Raw genomic sequence first — 11,425 nt, forward strand, 5'->3', positions numbered from 1 at the left:
GGAGAACAGGGAAGACCATGCGTAAATGGGGACCGCTGGTGGCGGTCTGTCTCGGCACCTTCATGCTGCTGATCGACGTGACGATCGTGATCGTCGCGCTGCCTGACATCGCGGGTGCGCTCGACGCCTCGCTGTCCGACCTCCAATGGATGATCGACGTGTACGCGCTGGCGCTGGCCGCCCTCCTGCTGGGCGCGGGCTCGGCGGCCGACGTCATAGGACGCCGCCGGATGTACGTGGCGGGGACCGCGCTGTTCGCCGCCGCGTCGCTCGCCTGCGGCCTGGCCCCGGGAGCGGGCTGGCTGGTGGCCATGCGCGCTGTGCAGGGGGTGGGGGCGACCGCGATGTTCGCCACCACGATCTCGCTGCTCGGCGCGGCCTACCAGGGGCGCGACCGCTCGGTGGCGCTCGGTGTGTGGGGCGCGGTCAGCGGCGCCGCGGCGGCGCTCGGCCCGGTGCTGGGCGGCCTGCTGACGCAGGGGCTGGACTGGCGGTGGATCTTCTTTGTCAACCTCCCCGTCAGCGTCGTCGCCATCGCGCTGACGCTCCGCGTGGTGAGCGAGTCGAAGGGCCGCAGCGGCGCGCGGATCGACTGGCCCGGCACAGCGTCCTTCACCGCCTTCGCGGGGCTCACCACCTTCGCGGTGATCCGCGCCGACGAGGCCGGGTGGGCCTCGGCGCGCACGATGGCGACCCTCGCCGGCGCGGCGGCGGCACTGGCCGTCTTCGTCCTGGTGGAGCGGCGTTCCGCGCACCCGATGCTGGACCTCGCGCTGTTCCGGGACCGCTCCTTCACCGGCGTCATGGTCGGCGCGTTCGCGCTCGCGGGCACGGCGTTCGGCGTCCTGGCCTACACCTCGCTGTGGCTGCAGACGCTGCTGGGGCTGAGCCCGGTGCGCGGCGGCCTAGTGCTGATCCCGCTGGCACTGGCGGCCTTCGTGGCCTCGGCGCTGGGCGGCCGTCTCCTGCACGGGGCGCCGCACCGGCTGGTGATCGGCGGCGGGCTGGTGCTGATCGGCGCCGGAGCGCTGGCGCAGGCGGTGCTGGACGCGGACTCCGGGTGGGCCTCGCTGACCGCGGGCCTGGTGGTGGCCGGGCTCGGCGTGGGCCTGGTCAACCCGGCGATCGCGGGCGCGGCGCTGGCCTCCGTACCGCCCCGGCGGGCGGGCATGGCGGGCGGCGCGGTCAACACCTTCCGCCAGCTCGGCTACGCGCTGGCGGTCGCCGTCTTCGGCACGCTGCTCACCGGCCGGATGGAGGACTCGCTGCGCGACTCCGGCGTCACCGACCCGCACACCGCCGCCCGGGTACTCGCGGGCGGCGGCGCGCGGGAACTGCTGGCGCGGGTTCCCGAGGGCCGGCGCCCGGCAGCCGACCACGCGCTGCACGCCGCCTTCGCCTCCGGGCTGAACGCCGCCGCCGTGACGGCGGGGATCGCGGGACTGGTCGCGGGCGCGGTCGTGCTCGTCCTCGTACGGTCGAAACCGCAGGCGGCAGCGCCCGAGCAGAGCGTTCCGGAGCCCGCGGCCGCGCTGTAGAGCGAGGGTGATCCCGGCGCGGGGATTTGGTGCAGATCCAAACGGGGTTCCCTCCACCCGGACACCACCTTCCGGCCTCATGTTCCTTGCGGTAACAGGGAATCCGCTCGTCACCGGGGTGCGGGGGTCCCTCCGGGGACCCTCACACCCGGTCACCGCACCCCTCCCGCGCCGCGGCGCCATCGGGTAGCTTCTGCAACCGCCCGAGCGGCCGAGGAGCGACCTTGCGCGAGTTCACCATTCCCCCACTGGTGACGGCACCCCAAGTCGGCGGCCTTGCGGACTCCGTGTTCGCCGCCGCCGCCGAGGAGCCGGACCGTGTCGTGCTCAGCCGCAGGACGGGCCCGGAGGGCGCCGAGTGGGAGGACGTCACCGCCGCCGGCTTCCGCGACGAGGTCGTCGCGGTGGCTAAGGGCCTGCTGGCGCACGGCATCCGCTTCGGCGACCGGGTCGGGCTGATGTCCCGTACCCGCTACGAGTGGACCGTGCTCGACTACGCGTTGTGGACGATCGGCGCCCAGCCCGTGCCGATCTACCCGACGTCCTCCTCCGAGCAGGTGCGCTGGATGCTCCACGACTCGGGCGCGGTCGCCTGCGTCGTGGAGCACGAGGACCACGCGATGACCATCGGCGCGGTCGTCGACGAACTCCCCCGGCTGGCCCGGCTGTGGCAGCTGGACTCCGAGGCGCTCACGGAGCTCGCCCGGGACGGCGCCGAGATCGACGACGACACGGTCCACCGGCACCGCATGGCCGTCACCCCGGACGGCCCGGCCACCGTCATCTACACCTCCGGCACCACCGGCCGGCCCAAGGGCTGTGTGATCAGCCACGCCAATTTCATGGCCGAGGCCGACAACGTCATCGCCAAGTACGAGCCGGTCTTCCATTCCAAGCCCGGTGACGAGGCCTCGACCCTGCTCTTCCTCCCGCTCGCCCACGTCTTCGGCCGCATGGTGGAGGTCGCGGCGGTACGCGCCCGGGTGCGGCTGGGGCACCAGCCCAATCTGGCCGCCGCCGAACTGCTCCCGGCGATGGCCTCCTTCAAGCCGACCTTCGTGCTCGCGGTCCCGTACGTCTTCGAGAAGGTCTTCCAGGGCGCCCGCCGCAAGGCCGAGGCGGGCGGAAGGCTCGGCCCCTTCGAGAAGGCCGTCGAGATCGCGGTACGGCACGCGGAGGCCATGGAGGCGCGCGCCTTCGGCACCGGCCCGGGCCCGAGCACGGGACTGCGGATGCAGCACCAGCTCTACGAGAAGCTGGTCTACGGCAAGGTGCGCGCGGCCCTCGGCGGCAAGGTCCGGCACGCCTTCTCGGGCGGTTCGGCGATGGACCGCAGACTCGGGCTGTTCTTCGACGGCGCGGGCGTACGGATCTTCGAGGGGTACGGACTGACCGAGACCACGGCCGCCGCCGTGGCCAATCCCCCCGAGCAGACACGTTTCGGCACGGTCGGCCTGCCCGTGCCCGGCACCGGCGTGCACATCGCCGACGACGGCGAGGTGTGGGTGCGCGGCGGACAGGTCTTCACCGAGTACCTCAACAACCCCAAGGCCACGGCGGAGGTCCTGCACGACGGCTGGCTGGCCACCGGTGACCTCGGCGCGCTCGACGAGGACGGCTACCTGACCATCACCGGCCGGAAGAAGGAGATCCTGGTCACCAGCGGCGGCAAGTCCGTCTCCCCGGTGGTGCTGGAGGACCGGGTGCGTTCCCACCCGCTGGTGTCGCAGTGCGTCGTGGTCGGCAACGACCGGCCGTTCATCGCCGCGCTCCTCACCCTCGACCCGGAGGGCATCGGGCACTGGCTGACGATGCGGGGCAAACCGCAGCTGCCGATCGCCAGGCTGATCCACGACGCCGACCTGGAGACCGAGATCCGCCGGGCCGTGGTGGCCGCGAACACCCTGGTCTCGCAGGCGGAGTCGATCCGCACCTTCCGCATCCTGGCCGGCCAGTTCTCCGAGGCGGAGGGGCTGCTCACCCCGTCGCTGAAGCTGAAGCGGAAGGCCATAGAGAAGGCGTACACACGGGAGATCGAGGCGCTGTACCGGCACTGAGCCCGGGGCCGCGGGATTCCCGGGCCGGCCCGGGCCGGCCCGGGCCGGCCCGGGAATGCGCGTGGGGGCCTTGATCGTTGTCCCGTGCGTTGCCCCGATGACGATCGACGACCCGAAGGATCAGCCGCCTGTGAGCACGGTCCCTGACATCACCCTCAACAACGGCGTCACGATGCCGCAGCTCGGCTTCGGCGTCTGGCAGGTGCCGGACGACGAGGCGGCGGACGCCGTCGGCACCGCCCTGGAAGCCGGCTACCGCAGCATCGACACCGCCGCGCTGTACCGGAACGAGCAGGGCACCGGCCGCGCCATCGCCGCCTCCGGCATCGCCCGCGAGGACCTGTTCGTCACCACCAAGCTGTGGAACACCGACCAGGGCCACGAGAACGCGCTGCGCGCCTTCGACGCCTCCCTGGCCAAGCTCGGCCTCGACTACGTCGACCTCTACCTGATCCACTGGCCGACCCCCGCCCGCGGCCTGTACCTGGAGACCTGGCGGGCCCTGGAGAAGATCCACGCCGACGGCCGGGCCCGTGCCATCGGCGTCTCGAACTTCCCGGTCGCGCAGCTGCAGCACCTGCTCGACGAGGGCGGCGTCGTGCCCGCCGTCAACCAGATCGAGCTGCACCCGAACCTCCCGCAGGCCGAACTGCGCGCCTTCGGCGCGGCCCACGGCATCGCCACCGAGGCGTGGTCGCCGCTCGGCCAGGGCCGCGGCCTGCTCGACGAGCCGGCGCTCGCCGCGGTGGCCGCCAAGCACGGCAAGAGCGCGGCGCAGATCGTGCTGCGCTGGCACCTCCAGCTCGGCAACGTGGTCATCCCCAAGTCCGTGACCCCCTCCCGGATCAGGGAGAACTTCGACGTCTTCGGCTTCGAGCTGGACGCCGAGGACCTGGCGGCGATCGACGCCCTCGACAACGGCGGCCGCCTCGGCCCCGACCCGTCGGCCTTCAACTGACATTCCTCGCAGTGCACGGCGGGAGGGCGGCGGCACCAAGACCCGTGCCGCCGCCCTCCGTCGTGCCGGGGCCCTCCCGCCGGGGACCGCGCGGGTCTACTCTGCGGTCGTGCTGGACTACGAGACGGAGGCCGCCCGGTACGACGCCACCCGGGGCGGGACACCGCGGGCCCGGGCCGCCGCCGCGTCGGTGCTCGGACTGGTGCCGCGGGAGGCCCGCACGCTGCTGGACGCGGGGTGCGGAACGGGCCTGGTGACACAGCGGTACGCACGGCCCGGGCTGCGTGTGCTGGGAGCGGATCGCGCGGCCGCCATGGCACGCATGGCCAGGACCCGCGTCGGACCCGGCGTCGTGGTCGCCGACCTGCGCCGGCTGCCGTTCGCGGCGGGTTCGCTGGACGCGGTGTCCCTGGTGTGGGTGCTGCACCTGCTGCCGTTCGCGCCGCAGGTGATCGCGGAGTGCGCGCGGGTGCTGCGGCCCGGCGGGGTACTGGTCACCACCGTCGACAAGGACGCCGGGCACGACGTGGGCAGCGACATCGACGCGCTGCTCGGGCCCTTCAGGCGACGGGAGCCCTACGACGCCGAGGAGCCGGTGCTGCGGCACGCCGCCGCCCACGGGCTGCGCCCGGCCGGGGAGGCCCGCTTCACCGGCCACGGACAGGGCCGGGCCCCGCGCGACCTGGCCGCACGGATCGCCGCGGGCCGGTTCGCCTCCGCGCTCGTGCTGGGCGAGGAGGATGCCGACGCGCTGGCCGGGCGCCTGGTGGCGCTACCGGACCAGGACAAGCCGCGCCCCGATCCGGCCTACCGGCTGATCGCCCTCGCCAAGGACCGGGACGCACCGGACTCCCCTACAGCGGCGGCTCGTTGAGGAGTTCGCTCAGCCAGAGGGCCATGCGCTCGACCGGCACGGTGCCGCCGCCGCCGTGGCCCGCGGCCGGGAAGACCCGGCCCCAGGTGTGCGCCCGGCCGACCGCGCCGACCCGGCAGGCCAGGCTCGCCAGCCGGCGCAGCGCGGGCAGGTCGTGGCCCTCGCCGCCCCAGGACTCCAGGTAGCGGTCGCGCAGCCGCGCCACCACCTCCGGGCCGTCCGCGCCGTACCGCCGGTGCGCCATCCGGGCGGTCACGAGCAGGCTGGTGAAGGGATGGGCGAGGGCCGCGTCGCCCCAGTCGAAGAAGACATAGGCGTCGCCGCGGTGGAAGACCTGGTCCTCGTGCAGATCGGCGTGGTCGAGCGCCGCACCGATGCCGGAACCGTCCAGTTCCTCGCACCAGTCCACGAAACGCGGGCGGACGGCCCGGACCTCGGCGGGTGCGTCCGTGCGGTGGATCATCTCGTCCAGCAGCTCCGGCAGCCGCGCGGGCCGCAGGTCGGGCACACCGAGCGCGGCCATCTCGTGCGCGCGGTGCGCGGTGGCGCGCTGCAACGCGGCGTACGCGCGCAGCGGGGCCTCCCAGTAGTAGGGGCTGCCCCCCGGCCGGTCCGCGGTGCCGGCCAGCAGCGGGCCGCCGTCCGGCAGCAGCGCCCAGGCGCGCCCGGTGTCCACGGCCAGCGGCGCCAGCACCCTGCCCGGCACCCACCCGTGCAGTGCGCGGGTCAGCGCGGGCTCGAAGGCGGAGCCGGGCGGATTCGCCTTGAACCACACCGTCTCCCCCGACGTGGTGGGGATGCGCACGACCACCGACCAGGGGCGCAACCGGGCCAGCCACTCCTCCCGCGCCCGCGGTCGCAAGCCCCGCCCGGCGGTGGCCTCCTCCGCCCAGGCGAGGGCGTCGCGCCGCCACGCCCGGTCCGACCAGGGCGTCGGTCCCTCGTGCTCCCCGATGTCGATCCGCGGTTCCCGCTCCATCCCCGCATCACAGCACGGCCGCCCGCGCCGCGCACCTGCGTTACGGTCGCCTCATGACGACGACCACGGCCGGCCCCGGCCCGTCCGTCGCGGGGGTGGGCACCCTGCTGCGCGGCTGGCGGGAGCGGCGGCGGATCAGCCAACTGGAACTCGCGCTGCGGGCCGACAGTTCGGCCCGGCACATCAGTTTCATCGAGACCGGCCGCTCGCGTCCCAGCCAGGCCATGGTGCTGAAGCTGGCCGAGCACCTGGAGGTACCGGTGCGGGAGCGCAACTCCCTGCTGGTGGCGGCCGGTTACGCTCCCTCCTTCCCCGAGACCCCGCTGCGCGACCCGGCCATGGACCCGCTGCGCGACAGCCTCGACCGGCTGCTGGCCGCGTACGACCCGAACCCGGCGCTGGTCCTGGACGGCATGTACGACGTCGTGGCCGCGAACCGCGGGGTCGCCCTGCTCCTCGACGGCGTCGCCGAGCACCTGCTGCGACCCCCGATGAACGCGATGCGGATCACCCTGCACCCCGACGGGCTCGCCCCTCGCATCCTCAACTTCCGCCAGTGGCGCGGTCATCTGCTGGAGCGCATCGAGCGCCAGATCACCATGAGCGGCTACGCGCCGCTGCGCCGGCTGTACGAGGAGCTGGCGGCCTACCCGGTGGACGCCGCCCACCCGGAGCCGCCGGCGGCGGACGGCCCGCACTCCCCCTTCGCGCTGCCGCTGCGCGTCGCCCACGGGGGCCGTGAGCTGTCGTTCCTCTCGACGGCCGCCACCTTCAACACCCCCATGGACGTGACGGTCTCCGAGCTGGCGATCGAGACCTTCCTGCCCGCCGACCCGGAGACCGCCGCCGCGCTGAGGGAAGGGGCACCGTCCGTCACACCTGCGGAATCCGGTCCAGGAAGCCGCTGACCGAGCGGATCCGGCCGTCCTCGGCCAGCGTGATCACATCCGACCCGGCCACCGGCGCGGTCCCCCCGGGTGCGCCCTCCGGCCCGAGCGCCCAGGAGAACCGCGCGATGTCGTGGTGGCCGTCCACGCTCCCGGTGAGCGTGAACACCAGGCCCGGGAACTGCTCCGCCACCCCGCCGATCAGGGCGCTGACGGCCTCGTGCCCGGTGACGTCGGCCAGTGGGTCGGTGTAACCGCCGTCCTCGCTCCACGCGGCGGCCACGGCCTTGGCCCGCTCCTCGGCGCCTGCGGCGTTCCAGGCCTCGAAGTACCGGGCCACCGCGGTCTCGTACCGGTCCTGCGTCATGTCGGTTCCTCTTCCTCTTCCTCGTCGTGGTCGGCCCGGCGGACGGAGTGGAGTGCGCCACCCCGTCCGCCGGTACGTCCACCCTGCCGGGGCGCCGCGCAGGCGTCGATTACCTCGGGGGTAAGGGGGGACGCCGCGGTGCGGGCAGCCGGGGAGAGCGGTCTGGCGCCCCTGTTCTATCCCCGGCGGGGTGCGGCGTGATGGGTTGGAGCAGGGGCCGGGTACAGCCGCACCTTGTTGGAGGGCGGCGGCTCCGGCGTGCCCGTCGTACGGGTGGCCGTCCCTGTGACCCCGCACATCTCAACGGCTCGTCGGCACCGTCCGGCGACCGGAAGGAAGCACGTTGATGCATACGAACGACCCGCTCAGACCTGTCGTGTTCGCGTACACCGCCGTCCGCGACACTCTGGCGGCCGTTGCGACCGGTGACAGCAGAAGAGAGCCCGACGACACGGTTCTGGCCGTGTCCGGCGCCCCGGTCGCGGGGCTGAACGGCGTGATCAGCCCCGACCTGGAGCCGGACCCCGGCGTCGTCGAGGCCCTGGCCGACAGCGCGAGCCTGAGGGGACTCCCCTGGAGCATCCAGGTCCGCGGCGTCCCGGGACCGCGGATCAGCGCGGTGGCGGCACGCCACGGGCTGACCCACGTCAGCGCACAGCCCCTGATGGTCAGACGGTGCGACGCGGGAACACCGTCGCAGCCGGCCACCGGTCCCCTGCGCGTCCGCGCCGTGCGGGCCGACGAACTCGGCCTGTACGCCAAGATCATGGCGGAGGGCTTCGGGGTACCCCCCGAGATGTTCGAGATCTTCGCCGACCCGGCCCTGGCGGAGCGGGAAGGATTCACCTTCTACCTCGCGGAGGTCGACGGCGTCCCCGTGGGAACGGGCATGGCCGCGGTCAGCGGTGACCTGCTGGGGGTCTACAACATCTCCGTGCTCCCGGACCACCGCCGGCAGGGCCACGGCCTGGCCATCACTACGGAGATCGTCCGCGCGGGCCACGCGGCCGGCGCCACGACTGCCTACCTCTACTCCAGCGCGATGGGCGTGCCCGTCTACACGTCGGCGGGTTTCCACACCGCGGAAATCCTGACCTGGTTCACCGCTCCGGCATAGGCCGCCTCCGGCAGCCGGTCTCCCGTCCCGCCCGAACGGGCGGGACGGGACGGGAGACCGCCGGGCCCGCGCCCGCGGCCGGCTAGTGCGTCGAGCCCCTTCGCAGGTCCCTCGCGAAGGCCGCGGGCGTGGTGCCGTAGAGCTCCTTGAACTGGCGGATGAAGTGGCTGGAGTCGGAGAAGTTCCACTTCGCGGCGAGCTCCGTGATCTTCACCGCTCCGCCGGTCCTGACCATCTCGGCGTGCGCCTCCTGGGTGCGGCGCCGCCGGACGCAGCGCATGACGGAGTCGTCGGCCGCGGCGAAGGCGCGGTGCAACGACCGTACCGAGACCCCCATCCGGTGCGCGATGGTGGCCGGGGTGATGTCCTGCTCCCCCAGGCTGCGGTCGATGAGCCTTCGCGCCTCCTCCAGGTCCGGGTTCCCAGGGGTGCGCGTGGTGCCGTGGATTCAGCGGCCGGTGAGCGCGGCGACGAGCCGCTCGGCCAGCGGCTTGCTGGAGGCGGGGTTCTGGCCGGAGTAGAGGTTGCCGTCGACGACGACGTGCGCCTCCCACGGGATCCCGGCCGACCGGACGGTGGCCCCGCGCGCCTTGAGGACGTTCTCCACCAGCCACGGCGCCTGCTCGGAGGTGCCGTTGATCCGCTCCTCCTCGTTGGTGAACACGGTCAGGGTCCGTCCGGCGAAGAGCCAGCCCCCGCCCGGCAGGTTCGCCGAGAGGAGCGCGGCCGGGCCGTGGCACACCGGGGCGATGATCTTCCCGGCGGCGTCGGCCTCGATGAGGATGCGGCCCAGGTCCGGGTCGTGGGCCAGGTCCTCCATGGGACCGTGCCCGCCGGGCATGAAGATCGCGTCGTAGTCGGCCGTGTCCACGTCGGACAGAGCCTTGGGGTTCGTGAGCGCCTCGGCCGAATCCTCGATGTAGGCGGCGAAGGCGGCCGCCTCGGGGCCGGCGACGTCGTCCCGCAGGCTCACGGGGTCGGCGGCCGGCTTGCCGCCCACCGGAGCGGCGATGTCGACGGTGAATCCGGCCTCGGTCAGGATGCGGTGCGGGACGACGAACTCCTCGGCCCAGTAGCCGCTGGGGTGCTTGCTGCCGTCCGTCTGCGTCCAGTAGTCGACGCCCGACAGCACCATCAGGATCCTGGCCATTCTCGGCTCACTTTCTTCAGGGCCGCTTGTCGCAGCCGGGAGTGGGAGGCAAGGGGCGTGGGAGAGCGCTCGGTCCCGAGAACCGATGCGTGCTCCGGCCCCGCGATCCAGGACACCACGCCCCACCCGGGCGACAGGCGCCGCTTTCCGGCCCTGACCTGCGGGGGAATCGTCTGCATAGGACGGAGCGACCCCCCTTGTCCGTGCTCCCCCGCGACACCCCGGGGGGAGGATGTGGGTTTGTCGAGAACGTCGGCCTCAGGGCATTCCCGCGCCGGTGCCGCGGCCGCATCGCTTCCGGGTCGGCGAGCCCGGACCTGCGCCGGCGACGACCGCTTCCCGCTCGTCCCTCGGGGGTGACGCACCAGCTACTCGCCGCCCTGGCCGAGCGGGGTTCCCGCCCGGGCTCCGCGGGCGGCCGGGGCGGGGCCGGGCCCGGCAGAAGCGTGCGCTGCAGCACGCGGGCCACGCCGTAGACGGCGCGCGAGGTGGGCCGCGCGGCCGTGTCCCGTACGAAGAGCGCGGCGAGCCCCCGCAGGCAACTGCGTACAGGCCGGGATCGGCGGGGGGCGCTCCGGGTCCGGGGCCCCGCGGACGCCATCGAGGCCTGGAACAGGTACGGCAGATCAGCCCTTCCGCCGGGGTTCGGGAAGCCGTGGCCGCCGCCCTTGAGCTCGACGCCGCAGAACGCGCCCACCGGTTCGACCTCGCGGGGGCCAAGGCCGGGCATCTCCCGGGCTGCGGAGGTTCCTGGACCCTTTCAGCGACCGGCCGGCTGCATCCTGGTGCGTCGCACCGACGCGCCGGCGACCGACCACCTCTTCCGTGCCCTGACGAACGACTCCGAGTCCCCGCCCGCGCGTGAGCGCGGCCTCGCCCACTGGGGCCTCCTGGACGCGGCGCCCAGCTCGCTGCACCCGCGCCGGGAGCAGGTCGCAGAGGACACCCGCACCGCCGAACTGGTCGGGGAACTGGCCGTGTGGTGAGAGGACTTCCGCCGCTGCAGGCACGACCCGAAGGTCTTCGACCGCACCCACGGGGACAAACCGCTCCACCACCCGGTCGTCGGTCACCTGACCATGCCCGGTGACCCCGACCGGACCCTTTTCGTGTACCTGCCGGCGCAGGACCAGGCCCTCAATCCGAGGGCCAGGGGTAGGTGGCCCGCCGAGGACAGGGGCGAGGGCCCCGGCGTAGGCGTCGGCCATGTGGCTCTCGTCGCGGTAGACGAAGAAGTCCCCGCACGACGCCGTGCGGGGACGGCGGTACGAGGTGCGGGCACGAGCGAGTGGCCCGCTGGTCGCCCGGATCGCCCGCACGTCGCTGCGGTCTCGGGCATACGCGCGGAGCCCCGCGGTGCCTGCGTGGCACGGCGGGGCTCCGTCGCAGTACCCGTGGAGGTCAGCCCTTGCGGGCCGTGACCTCCTCGGTCAGCTGCGGCACCACACTGAACAGGTCACCGACCACGCCGAAATCGACCAACTCGAAGATCGGCGCC

At 73.6% G+C, this 11,425-nt stretch carries 11 protein-coding genes; 7 read left to right on the top strand and 4 right to left on the bottom strand.

The genetic code is table 11. The annotated features are described in order from the left end of the window. Positions 1-17: 17 nt before the first annotated feature. From PV364_RS38640 to PV364_RS38655, 4 genes are all read left to right on the top strand, one after another. Complete coding sequence (locus PV364_RS38640) at positions 18-1,538, top strand: MFS transporter (protein WP_319665617.1); 1,521 nt, start codon at positions 18-20, stop codon at positions 1,536-1,538. A gap of 224 nt (positions 1,539-1,762) precedes the next feature. Beyond that, positions 1,763-3,595, top strand: a complete 1,833-nt coding sequence (locus PV364_RS38645; RefSeq protein WP_319665618.1) for an AMP-dependent synthetase/ligase — start codon at positions 1,763-1,765, stop codon at positions 3,593-3,595. Positions 3,596-3,725: 130 nt separating this feature from the next. After that, positions 3,726-4,553, top strand: coding sequence for an aldo/keto reductase (locus tag PV364_RS38650; protein ID WP_319665619.1), 828 nt, complete (start codon positions 3,726-3,728; stop codon positions 4,551-4,553). Positions 4,554-4,662: 109 nt separating this feature from the next. Then, on the top strand, positions 4,663-5,427 hold the full coding sequence (locus PV364_RS38655; protein WP_319665620.1) for a methyltransferase domain-containing protein: 765 nt from the start codon (positions 4,663-4,665) through the stop codon (positions 5,425-5,427). Here the strand turns inward: PV364_RS38655 and PV364_RS38660 are convergent. Then, positions 5,408-6,406, bottom strand: a complete 999-nt coding sequence (locus PV364_RS38660) for an aminoglycoside phosphotransferase family protein (protein WP_319665621.1) — start codon at positions 6,404-6,406, stop codon at positions 5,408-5,410. The two genes, PV364_RS38655 and PV364_RS38660, sit on opposite strands and share 20 nt — an antisense overlap. Positions 6,407-6,459: 53 nt before the next feature. On the opposite strand from PV364_RS38660, the gene PV364_RS38665 reads away from it, so the two are divergent. Further along, on the top strand, positions 6,460-7,314 hold the full coding sequence (locus PV364_RS38665) for a helix-turn-helix transcriptional regulator (protein ID WP_319665622.1): 855 nt from the start codon (positions 6,460-6,462) through the stop codon (positions 7,312-7,314). On the opposite strand, the gene PV364_RS38670 is transcribed toward PV364_RS38665, so the two are convergent. Further along, positions 7,280-7,660 carry a nuclear transport factor 2 family protein gene (locus tag PV364_RS38670; protein ID WP_319665623.1) on the bottom strand — a complete coding sequence of 127 codons (381 nt, stop codon included), beginning with the start codon at positions 7,658-7,660 and terminating at the stop codon, positions 7,280-7,282. The two genes, PV364_RS38665 and PV364_RS38670, sit on opposite strands and share 35 nt — an antisense overlap. 346 nt (positions 7,661-8,006) lie before the next feature. Here PV364_RS38670 and PV364_RS38675 point away from each other — a divergent pair, with 346 nt between their 5' ends. After that, the gene (locus PV364_RS38675; protein WP_319665624.1) at positions 8,007-8,777 is read left to right on the top strand and encodes a GNAT family N-acetyltransferase; all 771 of its coding nucleotides are present in this window, start codon (positions 8,007-8,009) and stop codon (positions 8,775-8,777) included. Between the two features lie 82 nt (positions 8,778-8,859). On the opposite strand, the gene PV364_RS38680 is transcribed toward PV364_RS38675, so the two are convergent. Both PV364_RS38680 and PV364_RS38685 read right to left on the bottom strand, forming a co-directional pair. After that, entirely contained in the window at positions 8,860-9,114 is a 255-nt protein-coding gene (locus PV364_RS38680) for a helix-turn-helix domain-containing protein (RefSeq protein WP_319665625.1), read from the bottom strand. Positions 9,115-9,225: 111 nt separating this feature from the next. After that, entirely contained in the window at positions 9,226-9,927 is a 702-nt protein-coding gene (locus PV364_RS38685) for a type 1 glutamine amidotransferase domain-containing protein (protein ID WP_319665626.1), read from the bottom strand. Positions 9,928-10,712: 785 nt separating this feature from the next. Between PV364_RS38685 and PV364_RS38690 the strand changes: the two genes are divergently transcribed. Beyond that, entirely contained in the window at positions 10,713-10,913 is a 201-nt protein-coding gene (locus PV364_RS38690) for a hypothetical protein (protein WP_319665627.1), read from the top strand. Positions 10,914-11,425 lie beyond the last annotated feature (512 nt).

Source organism: Streptomyces sp. MI02-7b (assembly GCF_033793585.1).
GTDB lineage: Bacteria > Actinomycetota > Actinomycetes > Streptomycetales > Streptomycetaceae > Actinacidiphila.